Origin of the sequence: Actinacidiphila polyblastidii, assembly GCF_036353415.1 — a bacterium.
In the GTDB taxonomy this organism is placed as follows: domain Bacteria; phylum Actinomycetota; class Actinomycetes; order Streptomycetales; family Streptomycetaceae; genus Actinacidiphila; species Actinacidiphila polyblastidii.
In genome coordinates, this window is sequence record NZ_JAZEWV010000045.1 from 15,192 (window position 1) to 30,898 (window position 15,707).

Genomic DNA, 15,707 nt, shown 5'->3' on the forward strand with positions numbered 1-15,707 from the left:
AGACGAGAATTCGCCTTCTTCGACAGGCCGCTCCACGGCATTCCCGCAGGGTGTGGGGCGGGTGGCCCGTATTTTCGCCCGCCAGGGACGGCCTGAACCCGACCGCCATATTCACCCGGGGTTTACGCAGGTCCCGTGGCCACCGAATGTGCCACCGGAACATGCTCGCACCGCCGTTACTGCAAGCCTAGCGTGTACGGTGCGCCCGGCGGGGCGTTATCGATCATTTGGGTGGGCATCCTCCCGTGGGGACCCGCCGGAGGAAGGATGCTTGCATGGGGGAGAAGGTCGTGGCCGGGACGTTCGACCTGGCGGACCGGCGCATGTACCGCAGGAAGCTGCAGCAGTGCCTGCTGGGGCTGGAGCGGTTGCTGGACGAGAAGCGATTCGACCGGCCGCGCAATCTCATGGGCCTTGAGATCGAGTTGAATCTCGCGGATTCCGACGGGTTGCCCCGCATGATGAACGAAGAGGTGCTGGAGCGCATCGCGAGCCGGGATTTCCAGACCGAGCTGGCACAGTTCAATATTGAAGTGAACATCGCGCCGCACCGGCTATCGGGACGGGTGCTCGACGGGCTCGCCGAGGAACTGCGCACCGGCCTGGGCTACGCCGACCGGATGGCCCGCGAAGTCGGCGCTCACATCGTCATGGTCGGAATTCTGCCCACCCTGGAGGCGCAGGACCTGGTCTCGGCCAACCTGTCGAGGGCCGATCGGTACACGCTGCTCAACGACCGCATCCTCGCGATGCGCGGCGAGGACATCACGCTGGACATCGAAGGCGTCGAGCGCTTGGTGTACACCTCGTCCTCCATCGCCCCCGAGGCCGCCTGCACCTCCATGCAGATGCACCTCCAGGTCACGCCGGGCCGCTTCGCCGCGGTCTGGAACGCCGCGCAGGCCGTGTCGGGGCCGCAGGTCGCGGCCGGTGCGAACTCGCCCTTCCTGTTCGGCCGCGAACTGTGGCGCGAGACCCGCCCGCTGCTCTTCCAGCAGTCCACCGACACCCGTCCGATGGAGCTGCGCGCCCAGGGCGTACGGCCGCTGGCGTGGTTCGGCGAGCGGTGGATCGACTCGCCCGCCGACCTGTTCGCCGAGAACGTGCGCTACTTCCCCTCACTGCTGCCGATCTGCGACGACGAGGACCCGCTGCGGGTGCTCGACGACGGCGGAGTCCCGCAGCTGCGCGAGCTGACCCTGCACAACGGCACGATCTACCGCTGGAACCGCCCGGTCTACGAGGTGGTGGACGGCGTGCCGCACCTGCGGGTGGAGAACCGGGTGATGCCCGCGGGGCCGACGGTCGCCGACGTCATCGCCAACGCCGCCTTCTACTACGGGCTGGTCAGGGCGCTGGCCGACGCGCCGCGCCCGCTCTGGCAGCGGATGCCCTTCGGCGCGGCCGCCGCCAACTTCGACGCGGCCTGCCGGGACGGCATCCACGCGGTGCTGCACTGGCCGCGCGGCCGCGGCGGCTCGCTCGCCGAGGTCCCCGCCGCCGAGCTGATCCGGGACGAGCTGCTGCCGCTCGCCGCGGCGGGACTCGACGCCTGGGGCATCGAGGCGGTCGACCGCGACCGCTACCTCGGCATCATCGAGCAGCGCTGCCTGCGCCGCGTCAACGGCGCCGAGTGGCAGGCCGCGACCTTCCACCGGCAGTTGGAGCAGGGCCTGGACCGGCGGGCGGCGCTCGCCGCGATGACCCAGCGCTACCGCGACCACATGGAGGGCGGCGACCCCGTCCACACCTGGCCGGCCGCCTGACCCCGGCGTCCGACCCCGCCGGCTCAGAGGCGCCGGCTGAGGCTGCCGCGGCGGCCGCGCTGGTCGCCGCGGCCATGGGCCCCGACACCGACACCGCGTCCGCCGGCGTGGCCGAGCTGCCGGCCCGGCGGGCCGCGCCGACCGAGGCGCGGGCGGTCGCCGCGCTGCCGCACGACACCGGCCGGCAGCTTCGACGCGTACGGTGCCCGCGTGGCACGCCCCGCCCGCCGACACCCAGCCGCTGCCGCGCAGCACCGCGAAGGCGCCGCCGCCCGCGGCCAGCACCAGCACCACGGCCACCGCGGTCGTCCGGCCGCGGGCGCTGGACCTGCGGCGCCCGGCATCCGGCTGAGGGCTGCCCGGTGCGGCCCGCGGGGGCGATATTCCGTGACGTCCCATGGCGGCCGTGCCTCCTGCGGTGCTCCGTACCCGAACGCCGCTCCGTACCCGAACCCCGGTCCGCGCCCCGAACGCCGCTCCGCGACCGGACCCGGTGCCGCGCCGGAAACCGTGCGGGGACGCCCGAATCGGTGCTGATGGGGTGCTGTGGAGGGGGCGGCCCGGAACGCCGGGCCCGATCTTCGTATCGTGTTCCGGGAGACCCTCATCGTGCGCGCACGGCGCTGAAGCGGGATGACGATATTGGAGGCCCGCGTGCACGCAGAGTCATACGAGGTGGAGACTCGCGGCAGCAACCGGATGCTGCGCGACGAGACGCTGATCGTGCTCGCCCTGTCGCTCGGCGCCAGCGGAGTCTCCGCCCTGATCAGCTTCGTCGGCTCGGTGACCAGGCCGGGGGCGCTGAAGAACCAGGCGGCCACCCTCGTCGGCTCCGCCGCCCCCGGCCGGCCGTGGCTCGACCTGGCCTGGCAGGTCTTCGACGTCGCCAGCGCGCTGGTCCCGGTGCTGCTGGTCGCGCACCTGCTGACCCGCGAGGGCGTGGGGCTGCGCGCGATCGGCTTCGACCTCAGCCGCCCGCGGCGCGACCTGGGCAGGGGCGCGGTCGTCGCGGCCGTCATCGGCGGCACCGGTCTGGCCTTCTACCTGGGCGTGCGGGCGGCCGGCTTCAACCTGACCGTCGTTCCCGAGTCGCTGCCCGCGGTGTGGTGGCGCATCCCGATCCTGATTGCCTCCGCGGTGCAGAACGCGGTGCTCGAAGAGGTCATCGTCGTCGGCTACCTGCTGCGCAGGCTCGGCCAGTTGGGCTGGACGCCGGCCGCCGCGCTGGCCGCGAGCGCGGTGCTGCGCGGCTCCTACCACCTCTACCAGGGCGTCGGCGGCTTCGTCGGCAACATGATCATGGGCGTGGTGTTCGTCCTGCTCTACCGCCGGTGGGGCCGGGTCGGTCCGCTGGTGGCCGCGCACGCCCTCATCGACACGGTGGCCTTCGTCGGCTACGCGCTGCTGGCCGGCAAAGTCGGCTGGCTGCCCACCGGCTGACCGGCGCGCCCGGCGCGACGGTGGGTCGGGGGAGCGGTCACGGCACCGCGTGCAGCTCCCCGTCCACCACGGTGACGGCCGCGCCGGTCAGCAGCACCCGCGCGCCGCTGACCCGGGTGGCGACCAGGCCGCCGCGGGACGACGCCTGCAGACCGGTGAGCGTCCCGCGGCCCAGCCGGCCGGCCCAGAACGGCGCGAGCGCGGTGTGCGCGCTGCCGGTCACCGGGTCCTCGTCGATGCCGACCGCGGGGAAGAAGCCGCGCGAGACGAAGTCGTAGCCGCTGTCCGGCTTCGCGGCCGCGGCGGTCGCGATCACCCCGCGCCGTGACACCCGCGCCAGCGCCGCGAAGTCCGGGGCCAGCGCGCGGACGGCGGCCTCGTCGGGCAGCTCGACGAGCAGGTCGCCGCAGTCGGGCCCGGTGTCGAGCACCGTCAGCGGCCGGGCGCCCAGTGCCGCGGCGAGACCGTCCGGCGGCTCCGCCGCGGTGAGCGGGGCGGCGGGGAAGTCCAGCGTCGTGGTGCCGTCCCCGTGGCTCAGCGCGGGCAGCACCCCCGCCCTGGTGTGGAACCTGACCGCCCCGGCCCGCGCCGCGCCGGTGGTGCGCAGCACGTGCGCGGTGGCCAGCGTCGCGTGCCCGCACAGGCCGACCTCGGTGACCGGGGTGAACCAGCGCAGCGCCCAGTCCGCGCCGCCCTCCACGGCCGACAGCGGGTGCGCGAAAGCCGTCTCGGAGAGGTTCAGCTCGGCGGCGACCTGCTGCATCCAGCGGTCCGCGGGGAATCCGCCGGCGTCGAGCAGCAGCACGCCCGCGGGGTTGCCGGCGAACGGCCGGTCGGTGAAGGCGTCGACGATACGGATGCGCATGCGGTGAGCGTAGGCCCCGCGTCTTCGGCGCAGGTCCTGTCCCGGCATCCGCGCACGGCGCCGCCGCCCGGCGCGCGCGGCGCTCGGCGGCGGCGGTGGACCCCGAGGCTCAGGCGTGCTGCGGGACGTCGTCCTTCAGCATGGAGCGGATCTGCTCGCGCAGCTCAGGGGTGTTCTCGTGACCGTGCACGGACGAGGCGTGCTCGCTCGCGGCACGCAACACTTCCTCTTCCTCACCGGAGATGGCGAGGCTGCAGTTCATGTCACTCGGGTAATCCCGGCAGTCGGCGACTTTGCGCATGACGCACCTCCTCCCTTCGAGGATAGGCCGCCTCCGCCCCCCGCACGCGGCCCCGGGTGGCGAGGGCGTACGGACTTCTCCGTATAGCCCGCGGCGTCCCCGGCCTGGTCGGCTGGAGAGGACGAGGAAGCGGGAAGTGAGTGCGATGACCGCGACAGCGCATGGAGGACCCGGCGTCGAAGAGCCCGGCGCCACCCCCGGGGCGACGGCCGGTGGTGCGGCCGCGCCGCCCGACGAAGACCTGGTGAGGGAGTTCCTGGAACAGGTCATCACGGATGGAGCGGCCGCCATGGCGGGGCTGTGCACCTCGATCGGCGACCGGCTGGGCCTCTACGCGGCGATGGCGGGCGCGGGTCCGCTCACCTCGCACCAGCTGGCGGACCGCACCGGCCTGGCCGAGCGCTACCTCCGCGAATGGCTGGCCGCACAGGTGGCGGGACAGTACGTCGACCACCACCGCGACGACGACACGTACGAACTGCCCGCCGAGCGCGCCGCCGTCCTCGCCGACCCGGACGCGCCGACCTACGCCGCCGGGCTGTTCACCATGCTGCAGGCCCTCTACGCCACCGAGAACGAGCTGATGGACGCCTTCCGCACCGGCGAGGGCGTCGGCTGGGGCGACCACGGCCCGGCGCTCTTCGAGGGCACCGCGAAGTTCTTCCGGCCCGGCTACGCGGCGTCCCTGGTGCCGGAGTGGCTGGCGTCCGTCGAGGGCATGACGGGCAGGCTGGAGGCAGGCGCGAAGGTCGCCGACGTGGGCTGCGGCTTCGGGCACTCCACCCTGCTGATGGCGCGCGCGTTCCCGAACTCGCGCTTCCACGGCTACGACTTCCACCGCCCCTCGGTGGAGGCGGCCCGCGGTCTGGCCGCGTCGCAGGGGATGGGCGACCGGGTCGCGTTCGACGTGGCGACCGCCCAGGACTTCCCCGGCGGCGGCTACGACCTGATCACCTTCTTCGACTGCCTGCACGACATGAGCGACCCCGGCGCCGCGCTGCGCCAGGCGGAGCGGGCGCTCTCCGAGGACGGCGTGTGCATGCTCGTCGAGCCCAACATGTCGGCCGACGTCGAGGAGAACGTCCACCCGGTCGGGCGGGGGCTGTCCGCCGCCTCCGTCGCGGTCTGCCTGCCGGCCGCGCTGGCCCAGCAGGGACCGGAGGCGCTCGGCAACCACGCGGGCGAGGCGGCCATGCGGCGGATCGCCGACGCCGCGGGCCTGCACCACTGGACGCTCACCGCGCAGAGCCCGGTCAACCGCGTCTACGCGCTCGCCCGCTGACCGCTGACCGCTGACCGCTGACCTCTGACCGCACGGCGTCCGCCCCCGGGGCCTGCGCTCCTTGACGGAGCGCGGGCGGCTGGCGAGGCTTGAAGCATGACCACGGCCGCGGAGGCCGCGCTACGGCGGGTGCTCGCCGTGTTCGACCTCCTGATCGACGCGGTCGACGAGGACGACATGGTTCCCGCCCTGATGCCGCTGCTGCTGGCGGCCGTGCCGGGCGACAGCATCGTGTGGGCGCCGCACCCCGCCCCCGGCGACCGGGTCTGCCTGCCCGGCGACCTCGTCACCCCCGAAGCCGCCGCGGCGTTCGCGCGGGGAGCGGGCGAGGACCCGCTGGTGGCGCACACCGTCGCGGGGCCCGGCACGCCGGCCCGGCGCTCCGATCTGCAGAGCCGGGCCGAGACACTGGCGATGCCGGTGTACGGCGAGGTGTACCGGCCGCTGGGCGCTGAGCACCAGCTCGCGATGGCCTTCCCCGCCGGGTACGCCGACGGCGCGCGCCGCCGGGTGTGCCTGGTGGTCAACCGCAGGACCCCCGACTTCGCCGACCGCGACCTGGAGACCGCCGGGATGCTGCGCGTGCGCCTGGCTCACGCCCTGGGGCGGCTCGCCCCGCGGGCTCCGCAGGTACCGCCCGCCGCCGCCCTGGCGCCCTCCGCGCGTGACCAGGTCACCCGGCGGGAGGCCGCCGTGCTCGCCCTGCTGTGCCGCGGGCTGACCAACGAGCAGATCGGCCACCGGCTGGACATCAGCCCGCGCACGGTCGACAAGCACCTGGAGCACGCCTACCCCAAGCTGCGGGCGGGCGGCCGGGTCGCGGCCGCCAACGCCTGGCGCGCCGGCAGCGCCACGCGCTGAGCCCGTCCGGCGCACGCTCTCCCGGTCCATCCCCGCCGGCCCCGGCCCGCCCCCTTCACCAAGGGCATCGGAAGCAGCCTAGCCATCCGATCGGTTCCGATATATCGTTGAGTTGTCGCGAACGATCAACGATGGAAGGAGCGACATCATGCGTTCCCAAGGACATGGACATGAGCACGGCCACGGACCCTGCGGCCCCGGCCATCACGGGCGGGGCGAGCGGGAGAGGCTGCGAGCGGCGTTCGGGCCGTTCGGACCGCCGTTCGGCGGCGGGCCCTTCGGCGGCGGCGGTGGCGGTGGGCCCTTCGGGCCCGGCGGCCGCGGACGCGGGGGAGGCCGCGCGCGGCGCGGCGACGTCCGCGCGTCGATCCTGGCCCTGCTCAAGGACCGGCCGATGCACGGCTACGAGATGATCCAGGAGATCGCCGAGCGCAGCGGCGGAGCGTGGCGGCCGAGCCCCGGCTCGGTCTACCCCACGCTTCAGCTGCTCGAGGACGAGGGCCTGATCAGCAGTGCCAGCGAGGGCGGCAAGAAGCTCTTCACGCTCACCGACGAGGGCCGTGCGGAGGCCGGGTCCGGCTCCGAGGCCCCCTGGGAGGAGGCGGGTCGCGGCGTCGACTGGGACAGCCTCAACGAGATAAGGAAAGCGGGCGGCGGCCTCATCGAGGCATTCCGCCAGGTGTGGGCGACCGGCACCCCCGAACAGCGAGACAAGGCGCTGGGCGTGGTCAACGAGGCCCGCAAGAGGCTCTACCTGATCCTCGCCGACGAGGACGTCGAGCAGGACCGGCCCGCCAAGGACTGACCGCGGCCGCGGGACCACGAGTCCGCGCGGGGCCGGGCGCCTAGCCGGCCCGGGGCAGTGACGCCGTCACGCCCCGGGCCGGCTCGACCCGCGTACGAGCAGTCTCGTGGGCACGATCCGCGGCGTGGCGGAGACCGTGCGTTCGGAGCGCGGCGTGAGGTCCGGGCCGTCCAGCAGGCCGCGCAGCGCGGCGACCGCGGCCTCGCCCAGCGCCCGCTGGTCCTGCGCCACGGTGCTCAGCGACGGGCGGACGAGCGCCGCCGCGTCGATGTCGTCGAAGCCCACCACGGCCAGGTCGCGCGGCACCGAGAGGTTCAGGTCCGCGGCCGCGTGCATCGCGCCTATCGCCATCTGGTCGCCCGCCGCGAAGATCGCGGTGGGCGGCTCGCCGAGCGCGAGCAGCCGGTCGCCCGCCCGCTGGCCGCTGTCGAGGAAGAAGTCGCCCTCCACCACGTACTCCTCGGGCACCGCGAGGCCGAGCCGCTCGCAGGCCCGCCGGTAGCCCGCGAGGCGCTCGGCGGCCGGCGGCAGGTGCAGCGGACCGGTGATGGTGGCGATCCTGCGGTGGCCGAGCGTGTGGAGGTGCTCGACGGCCGCCTCGGCGCCCGCCGCGTTGTCGGAGCTGACCCGTACCGTGTGCGGGCCGGTGAAGGCGGTGTCGATGCCCGCGCACGGCACGTCGGAGGCGGCGAGCACCCGCAGGCAGCGGTCGTCCGGGGGCGTGGTCAGCACGATGACGCCCTCCAGGTTGTGTCGGCGCACCGCCTGCAGATAGCTGGCGTCCGGGTCGTCGGCCGCCGGGGTGGTGAGCAGCATCAGGTGGTAGTCCGCCTCGGACAGCGCGGTGCGCACCGCGCTCAACAGGCCGAGCAGGAAGGGGTTGTGCAGCCCCTGCGCCTCCTGGCCGCTGTCCCAGATCAGCCCGATGGTGTCCGACCTGCGGCGCACCAGGGTGCGGGCCGGCTCGTTGGGCGCGTACCCCAACTCGCTGGCCAGCCGCCTGATCCGCTCCCGGGTGGCTTCGCTGACCTCGGCGCGATCGTTGAGCGCGCGTGAGACGGTGGCGGTCGAGACCCCGCTGCGGCGTGCCAGTTCACGGATGTTCACGTCAAAGCCGTTCTGCGCGAGTGGACAGGGGCCCACCTGGGGGAAGCCGACGGAACCAGACTGAGGGAAAACGCCTTCTGCGTACAGTCTTGACGATCAGTGAGGGGGAGGACAGACTTCCGGCCGATCGGAAACGTTTACGGCAATTCGGTCCCCAAATGTGACGGGGCCCTGACAGGAATGGGACTCCTGCGATGCCAGCGAACGCACGACGACTACGTATGAACGCCCTTGTGACGCTCGCCACCGCGGTGGCCTGTGTGGCGGCCGTCGCGTCGGTTCCCGCCCAGGCCGGCGACAACCCGACGTACACGAACCCCAACGCGCCGGTCGACCTGCGCGTCAAGGACCTGCTGCACCGGATGACCCTGGACGAGAAGATCGGCCAGATGGACCAGATCTCGGTGGTGCGGATGCAGGGCGACTGCCAGTGGAGCGGCGGCGCCTTCACCGAGGCCTGCCTGAAGAACGTGATCGTCGACAACCACGCGGGATCGATCCTCTCCGGCGGCGGCGCCGGACCGGCCGTCAACACGCCCGGGAACTGGGCGGCGATGGTCAACACCGTCCAGAAGTACGCCGTCGACAACTCGCGGCTGCACATCCCGGTCATCTACGGCGTCGACGCCGTGCACGGGCACAACAACGTGCTGGGCGCGACGATCTTCCCGCAGGAGATCGGCATGGGCTCGACCTGGGACCCCTCGCTCGTCGAGGACTCCGGCGCGGCCACGGCACGCGCGGTCGCGGCCACCGGCATCGACTGGAACTTCGCCCCGGTCACCGACATCGCCAGGGACCAGCGCTGGGGCCGCTACTACGAGACCTTCGGCGAGGACCCGCTGCTGGCCGGCACCCTCGCCGCCGCCGCGGTCACCGGCATCCAGGGCGCGGACGGCGCGAAGAACGTGGCCGCCACCGTCAAGCACTTCGCCGGCTACGGCGAGCCGGGCAACGGCCACGACCGGGTGCCGGGCGACGTGTCGATCCGCTACCTGCAGGACACCCTGCTGCCCTCGTACAAGCAGGCCATCGACGCGGGGGCCAAGAGCGTCATGGTCAACTCGGCCGCCGTCAACGGCATTCCGGCGACCGGCTCGCACTACCTGCTGACCGACGTGCTGCGCAAGCAGTTCGGCTTCCAGGGCGTCGTGGTCAGCGACTGGCAGGACGTGCGCGCGCTGCAGACCAGCTACCACGTCGCGGCCGACTACCCCGAGGCCATCGCCAAAGCCGTCAACGCGGGCCTGGACATGGCCATGGAGCCGTACGACGCCCAGGGCTTCACCGACGGCCTGAAGGCCGCGGTGCAGCGCCACCTGGTCTCGGTGAGCCGGATCGACCAGTCGGTGTCGCGCATCCTGAAGATGAAGTTTCAGCTCGGACTCTTCGAACACCCCTACGTGGACGCCTCCAAGGCCGACTCCCGGGTGCTCGGGGCCGACACCGCACTCGCCCGGCGGGCCTCGGACGAGTCGCAGGTGCTGCTGCGCAACGACGGCGGCGTGCTGCCCGTCTCCTCCTCCGCCAAGAAGATCGTCGTCGCCGGCTCCTACGCCGACGACATCAACGACCAGGTCGGCGGCTGGACCGTGGGCTGGCAGGGCGTGCCCGACGGCGTGGCACTGCCCGGCACCACCGTCCTCCAGGGCATCGAGAAGGCCGCGCCGTCCGGCACCCGGGTCGTCCCGGCGAAGACCGCCGAGGACGCGGTCACCCAGGCCCAGGACGCCGACCTGACCGTCGTGGTGGTCGGCGAGAAGGCCGCCGCCGAAGGCACCGCGGACAGCCCGCGACCCGAACTCAGCGCCGACCAGCAGGCGTTGGTCAAGTCCCTGAAGGCGACCGGCAAGCCGGTGGTCACCGTCGTGATCGCCGGCCGGCCGCTGGTGCTCGGCGACGCCGACGGCACCCAGGGCCTGCTGATGTCGTGGCTGCCCGGCAGCGAGGGCGGAAACGCCGTGGCCGACGTGCTGTTCGGCAAGGTGAACCCGAGCGGCCGGCTCAACGCCTCCTGGCCCAAGGACATCGGCGACGAGCCGCTGTACTACCAGCAGCTGCCCGGCACCAACGCCGGACCCGAGTCGACGTACGACGCGGCCTACCCGTTCGGCGCGGGCCTGTCCTACACCACGTACGACTTCGCCTCGATCAGCGCGCGTTCGGCGACCGCCGGCACCCGCGACACCATCCACCTGAAGGTGCACGTCTCCGACACCGGCGACCGCGCCGGCGACGTGGTCGTGCCGGTCTACGTCTCGCAGCCGGTCAGCGACGTGCTGTCGCCGTCCCGGAAGCTGGTCGCCTTCGCCAAGGTGCACCTGGCGGCGGGGCAGTCCCGCACCGTCACCCTCGACGTGCCGCCGAGCCGGCTGGCCGTCACCCCGGGCGACGTCGACGGGGCCGGCAGGCAGCAGGTCGCGCGCGGCGACTACGTCTTCACCGCGGGCACCCACACGGCCACGGTGACCGTGCGCTGACCCGCACGGGCCGGCACCGGCGCCGGGCCGCCGGGCGGGTTCTCCCGCCCGCGGCCCGGCGTCTGGTGTCTGATGGACCGCGGGGCCCGGCACACCGGCCCCGCGGTCCATCAGACACCGCGCAGGGCACATGGGAGGACACGTGGGCGGTACCGGCACCCAGGACGGCGGTGTGGCCGATGGCGGCGGCGCCGCCGGGTACGACGACGAGGCGCTGCTCGGGCGGGTGCGGGCGGCGCCGGTGCTCGCCGGGGAGCTGCCGCGGTTCGACCCGGCGACGGCCCCCGGGGCGCCCGGCCCGCTCTTCGCCCGCTGGCTGGACCGGGCGCTCGCCGACCGCCTGCCCGAGCCGCAGGTCATGACGCTGAGCACGGCGAGCCCGGACGGCACGCCCAGCGCCCGGGTGCTGATCCTGCGCGGCATCGACACGGCGGACTGCGCGTACGTCTTCGCCACCGACGCCCGCAGCCGCAAGGGCCGCGACCTGGCCGCCAACCCGCGGGCCGCGCTCACCTTCTACTGGCCCGCGCACGGCCGGCAGATCCGGCTGACCGGGCCGGTCACGGTGCTCGGACCGCGGATCACCCGGCAGGACTTCCTCGGCCGCAGCCCCGCCTCCCGCGCGGCCGGCTTCACCGGACGGCAGAGCGCGCCGCTGGCCGGCCCCGAGGAGTACGAGCGGGCCCGCCGCGCCGCGCAGGAGGTGGTGGCGGCCGAGCCGGGCAGCGTCCCCGAGACGCACACCGTCTACCGGCTGCGCGCCCAGGACGCCGAGTTCTTCCAGGCCGACCCCGACCGCGGGCACCTGCGGCTGCGCTACGAGCGCACCGCCGAGAACGGCTGGATCAGGTCGCAGCTCTGGCCCTGACGGGCGGTCGGGGCGGCCGGGGGAGGCCTGCACACGGCCGGGCGCGGTGGGGCGCGGCCGGGCACGGCCGGTGGGGCCCGGTCGACGCGCCCGTCGCCGCCCCCGCTGCACGGGCCGTCGCGGTGCTGGAGGCGGCCGGGCTCGATGTCAGCCGCCATCGGGATGACGGTCCTGTCGCCGACTGACATCATGGCCGGATGCAAGCATGGTCGGGGAGGACCAGGGGCCTCGGACTCGCCCTGGTGTCGGCGGTCGCGTTCGGCGGATCAGGGGTGGCCGCCAAACCGCTGATCGAGGCGGGCTTCGACCCGCTGCACGTGGTCTGGATGCGCGTCGCGGGCGCCGCGCTCATCCTGCTGCCGGTGGCGCTCCGCCACCGTGAACTGCCCCGGCTGCGGCCCGGACTGCTGCTCGGCTTCGGCGCCCTCGGCGTCGCCGGCTGCCAGGCGCTGTACTTCGTCGCGATCTCCCGCATCCCGGTCGGCGTCGCGATCCTGGTGGAGTACCTCGGCCCGGCGCTGCTGCTCGGCTGGGTGCGGTTCGTGCAGCGCCGCCCGGTCAGCGGGGCCGCGGCCGTCGGCGTGCTGCTCGCCGTCTCCGGGATGGCGTGTGTCGTGGAGGTCTGGTCCGGGCTGGCCTTCGACGCGCTGGGCCTGCTCTGCGCCTTCGGCGCGGCCTGCTGCCAGGTGGCGTACTTCGTCCTCGCCGACCACGGCTCCGCCGGCGAGGACGCGCCCGACCCGGTGGCGGTCATCGCCTACGGCCTCATCGTCGGCACCGTGCTGCTCACCGCCGTCGCGCGGCCGTGGAACATCGCCTTCGGCGCGCTCGCCCACCGGGCCGCGCTCGGCGAACGCGAGGTGCCGTCGGTCCTGCTGGTCGGCTGGATCGTGCTCGTCGCCACCGTCGTCGCGTACCTGTCCGGAGTCCTCGCGGTGCGCCGGCTCACCCCGCAGGTCGCCGGGGTCGTCGCCTGCATCGAGGCGGTCGTCGGGACGGTGCTGGCCTGGTTCCTGCTCGGCGAGCACCTCGGCGCGGTGCAGGTGGCCGGCGGCGCGCTCGTCCTGTGCGGGGCGTTCGTCGCCCAGACCGCCGCGTCCTCCCGGCCGGCCTCCCCGTCCGCCTCCTCGCCGCAGCCGACGCTCGAAGTCGCCTCCTCCCGCACGGGCGCGGCGCAGCACGGGCGGCGGGGGGAGTCCGGCAATCCGGGGGAGCGCGCCAACTCGGCGGAGCAGGACGCGAACCCGGCGGCGGCCGCCGCGCGCCAGGCCGGCGCCGCCGACCCGGCCTCCCGGTAGGCTGACCGCATGCATTCCACTGTGCTTCCCCCTCCCACCCGCTGACGCGGGCGGCCCGCGCGCACGCGCGCGGCCGGATGAGGTCACGGAACGGGACGGGCGTCGGGCCGCTGTGCGGCCGCGCAGGACCGGACGGTGAGTGCTGCCCGCAGACGGTGACGTGCCCCCTGCTCACCTCTTTCGCGGGAGAACTCTCGTGCCACTCACGCCCATCCGGCCTGCCTCCCCGCAGGCCCGCCCGGCCCTGTCCGTCGGCCGCGGCCTGCTGTCCGTCGTCTTCGCCGCCACCGCCTGGGGGACCGCGGGCGCCGCGGCCGCCCTGCTCTACCGGGGCAGCGGGCTCGGCCCGCTCGGACTCACCTTCTGGCGCGCGGCCGGCGGCTTCGTCCTGCTGCTCGCCGTCCGCCTGCTGCGCCCCCGGCGGCCCGCCCGCCCGCGCTCGGTGCTGCGCGTGCTCACCACGGGCGCGGGCCTGACGCTCTTCCAGGCCGCGTACTTCTGCGCGGTCAAGTCGACCGGACTGGCGGTCGCGACCGTGGTCACGCTCGGCGCGGGCCCGGTCATGATCGCTCTGGCCGCCCGCCTGGCGATGGGCGAACGGCTCGGCCGCGGCGGCGTGGTCGCGGTCGCGGGAGCGCCCGCCGGGCTCGCCGTCCTGGTGGTCGGCGGCGGGCCGGCGGCGGAGAGCACCGCGGGCGTCCTCCTCGCGGTGCTCTCCGCCGCCGGGTACGCCGGCATCACGCTGCTCACCCGCTGGCACGGCAGCCGGGGCACGGCGGGCGACCCGCTGGACACCGCGCTGTGGTCCTTCGGCGTCTGCGCGCTGGCGCTGCTGCCCGCCGCGCTCGGTGAGGGCATCGCGCCGGACGCCACGGGGCTCGGCCGGACCGTGCTGCTGCTCGGCTACCTCGCCGTCGTGCCGACCGCGCTCGCCTACGCGCTGTACTTCGCGGGCGCGGCCGTGCTGCGGGCGGCGACCGTCTCGGTGGTCGCGCTGATCGAACCGGTCTCGGCGGCGGCCCTCGCCGTGCTGCTGCTCGGCGAACGCCTCACCGCCGCGACCCTCGCCGGCACGGTGATCCTGCTGGCCGCGGTGGCGGCCCTGGCCTGCCAGGAGGCGGCCGCCGGCCGGGCCGCTCCGGCAGCGCCCGTGTCCACACCCGCGCCCGCGTCCCCCTCCACACCCGCGCCCGCGCCTGTGCCGGCCGCCGACGTGGACTGACCCGGGGCGGCAGCCCTACGCCCCGCCGCCCGCGTCGTTCGCGTCGAACGCCGCCAGCCGCCTCAGCTGGTGGGCGCGGGCGGCGAGATCGTGCGGCGCGGCGCGGGCGGCGAGCAGTCCGGTGACCCGGCGCTGGACCTCGCGCGGCTTGTTGCCGCCGTACTTGAACTTGGCCCGCACGGAGGTGACCTCGATCCGGACCCCGCGGATGCCCGGCAGCATCCGGCCGAACGGCGCGTCGGGCGACCCCACCGGCGCGGTGCCGCCGGCCGGCTGGAAGTGGGCGAGCTGGCGCTCCAGCAGCGCTGCCTTGTCCCGCGGGTCGTCCAGCACATGCGCCACGCCGAGCAGTTGGACGGCGGCGTAGAAGCTCGTCGGGGTGCCGTGCTCGGCCGGCGCGTCCGGCGCGGCGTGCCAGGGCCCGGGGATGAAGACGTAGTCGTCGACGACGCTGAGGGTGACCCGCGGGCTCGCCGACAGCGCCGCCCACAGCGGGTTGGGCCGGGCGAGGTGGAGCAGCGCCTCGCCGTGCCCGCCGGGCCCGGGGTCGTACGCGAAGTGCACCGGCTGGACGAACGGCGGTTCGCCGTCGAGGCCGTTGACCGCCAGCTGCCCGAAGTCGCGGGCGGTGAGCCACTCGCGCCACTCGTCGTCGTCGGCGGGCGCGTCCCAGGGGTGGATCAGCACGAGGTCCTCCGGATCTTCCGTGGCGGGTCAGGCCGCGCCGTGCGGTGCGCCGGGCGCCGGGCGGTCCGCGGTGAGGTAGCCGGGCAGCGCGACGGCCGGGTCGAGGTCGTCGGCCGGCAGCGGCTGCCCGTGCCCGCGGGTCACCGGGACGACGCCCGTCCAGTAGGGGAGCGCGGCGTCCTCCGGCTCGTCGCTCGGGCCGCCGGTGCGGATCTTGGCGGAGACCTCGGCGAGGTCCAGCCGCAGGACGGCGGTGGCGGCCAGCTCCCTGGAGTTCGCCCGGCGGGAGTCGGCCGCCCGGCCCGGCACCACCTGCTCGACGATCGCGTCCAGCGCCGCCGACTTCTCGGCCGGGTCGGTGACCTGGCGGGCGGTGCCGTGCACCACCACCGAGCGGTAGTTGAGGGAGTGGTGGAAGGCGGAGCGGGCCAGCACCAGCCCGTCGACATGGGTGACGGTCAGGCACACCGCGAGCCCGGCCGAGGCGCCGCGCAGCGGCCGCGAGCCGGTCGACCCGTGCACGTAGAGCCGTTCGCCGGACCGCGCGTACAGCGTCGGCAGCACCACCGGCCGGCCGTCGCGGACGAAACCGAGGTGGCACACGTAGCCGTCGTCGAGGATGCCGTGCACCACCGCGCGGTCGTACGACGCGCGCTCGCGCAGGCGGGTCGGGACGGTGAGGTCCGACGGCGGGTACGGAGGCGGCGGCGCGGCGCTGTCCATGG

General features: G+C 74.6%; 15 protein-coding genes. 10 read left to right on the forward strand and 5 right to left on the reverse strand.

The genetic code is table 11. The features are described from left to right. Positions 1-275 precede the first annotated feature (275 nt). From V2S66_RS31035 to V2S66_RS31045, 3 genes are all read left to right on the forward strand, one after another. The gene (locus V2S66_RS31035) at positions 276-1,766 is read left to right on the forward strand and encodes a glutamate--cysteine ligase (RefSeq protein WP_330800085.1); all 1,491 of its coding nucleotides are present in this window, start codon (positions 276-278) and stop codon (positions 1,764-1,766) included. A gap of 202 nt (positions 1,767-1,968) precedes the next feature. Beyond that, the gene (locus V2S66_RS31040) at positions 1,969-2,118 is read left to right on the forward strand and encodes a hypothetical protein (RefSeq protein WP_330800086.1); all 150 of its coding nucleotides are present in this window, start codon (positions 1,969-1,971) and stop codon (positions 2,116-2,118) included. 347 nt (positions 2,119-2,465) lie between these two features. Beyond that, complete coding sequence (locus V2S66_RS31045; protein WP_330800116.1) at positions 2,466-3,206, forward strand: CPBP family intramembrane glutamic endopeptidase; 741 nt, start codon at positions 2,466-2,468, stop codon at positions 3,204-3,206. A 37-nt stretch (positions 3,207-3,243) separates the two neighbouring features. Here V2S66_RS31045 and V2S66_RS31050 read toward each other — a convergent pair whose 3' ends face one another. Together V2S66_RS31050 and V2S66_RS31055 are read right to left on the reverse strand one after the other, a co-directional pair. Beyond that, complete coding sequence (locus tag V2S66_RS31050; RefSeq protein WP_330800087.1) at positions 3,244-4,071, reverse strand: PhzF family phenazine biosynthesis protein; 828 nt, start codon at positions 4,069-4,071, stop codon at positions 3,244-3,246. Positions 4,072-4,180: 109 nt separating this feature from the next. After that, positions 4,181-4,372, reverse strand: coding sequence for a DUF1059 domain-containing protein (locus V2S66_RS31055; protein ID WP_330800088.1), 192 nt, complete (start codon positions 4,370-4,372; stop codon positions 4,181-4,183). Between the two features lie 145 nt (positions 4,373-4,517). Between V2S66_RS31055 and V2S66_RS31060 the strand changes: the two genes are divergently transcribed. The 3 genes from V2S66_RS31060 (at position 4,518) to V2S66_RS31070 (ending at position 7,320) form a co-directional block, all read left to right on the forward strand. Then, positions 4,518-5,654 (forward strand): class I SAM-dependent methyltransferase, encoded by a 1,137-nt coding sequence (locus V2S66_RS31060; protein ID WP_413966522.1) that lies wholly within the window; start codon positions 4,518-4,520, stop codon positions 5,652-5,654. Between the two features lie 96 nt (positions 5,655-5,750). Next, positions 5,751-6,515 carry a helix-turn-helix transcriptional regulator gene (locus V2S66_RS31065; protein ID WP_330800089.1) on the forward strand — a complete coding sequence of 255 codons (765 nt, stop codon included), beginning with the start codon at positions 5,751-5,753 and terminating at the stop codon, positions 6,513-6,515. Positions 6,516-6,663: 148 nt separating this feature from the next. Further along, positions 6,664-7,320, forward strand: a complete 657-nt coding sequence (locus V2S66_RS31070) for a PadR family transcriptional regulator (protein ID WP_330800090.1) — start codon at positions 6,664-6,666, stop codon at positions 7,318-7,320. Between the two features lie 66 nt (positions 7,321-7,386). On the opposite strand, the gene V2S66_RS31075 is transcribed toward V2S66_RS31070, so the two are convergent. Continuing rightward, positions 7,387-8,427: a LacI family DNA-binding transcriptional regulator gene (locus tag V2S66_RS31075; RefSeq protein ID WP_330800091.1), complete on the reverse strand. Its 1,041-nt coding sequence runs from the start codon at positions 8,425-8,427 to the stop codon at positions 7,387-7,389. Between the two features lie 221 nt (positions 8,428-8,648). On the opposite strand from V2S66_RS31075, the gene V2S66_RS31080 reads away from it, so the two are divergent. The 4 genes from V2S66_RS31080 to V2S66_RS31095 all read left to right on the forward strand — a co-directional run bounded on the left by V2S66_RS31080 (position 8,649) and on the right by V2S66_RS31095 (position 14,295). After that, on the forward strand, positions 8,649-10,907 hold the full coding sequence (locus V2S66_RS31080) for a glycoside hydrolase family 3 N-terminal domain-containing protein (protein ID WP_330800092.1): 2,259 nt from the start codon (positions 8,649-8,651) through the stop codon (positions 10,905-10,907). A gap of 142 nt (positions 10,908-11,049) precedes the next feature. Continuing rightward, entirely contained in the window at positions 11,050-11,775 is a 726-nt protein-coding gene (locus V2S66_RS31085) for a pyridoxine/pyridoxamine 5'-phosphate oxidase (protein WP_330800093.1), read from the forward strand. 197 nt (positions 11,776-11,972) lie between these two features. Continuing rightward, positions 11,973-13,073 carry an EamA family transporter gene (locus tag V2S66_RS31090; RefSeq protein ID WP_330800094.1) on the forward strand — a complete coding sequence of 367 codons (1,101 nt, stop codon included), beginning with the start codon at positions 11,973-11,975 and terminating at the stop codon, positions 13,071-13,073. Between the two features lie 196 nt (positions 13,074-13,269). Next, positions 13,270-14,295, forward strand: coding sequence for a DMT family transporter (locus V2S66_RS31095; protein ID WP_330800095.1), 1,026 nt, complete (start codon positions 13,270-13,272; stop codon positions 14,293-14,295). A gap of 15 nt (positions 14,296-14,310) precedes the next feature. On the opposite strand, the gene V2S66_RS31100 is transcribed toward V2S66_RS31095, so the two are convergent. Together V2S66_RS31100 and V2S66_RS31105 are read right to left on the reverse strand one after the other, a co-directional pair. Further along, the gene (locus V2S66_RS31100; protein ID WP_330800096.1) at positions 14,311-14,982 is read right to left on the reverse strand and encodes an FMN-binding negative transcriptional regulator; all 672 of its coding nucleotides are present in this window, start codon (positions 14,980-14,982) and stop codon (positions 14,311-14,313) included. Between the two features lie 27 nt (positions 14,983-15,009). Beyond that, on the reverse strand, positions 15,010-15,705 hold the full coding sequence (locus V2S66_RS31105; RefSeq protein ID WP_330800097.1) for a pyridoxamine 5'-phosphate oxidase family protein: 696 nt from the start codon (positions 15,703-15,705) through the stop codon (positions 15,010-15,012). Between the last annotated feature and the right edge of the window lie 2 nt (positions 15,706-15,707).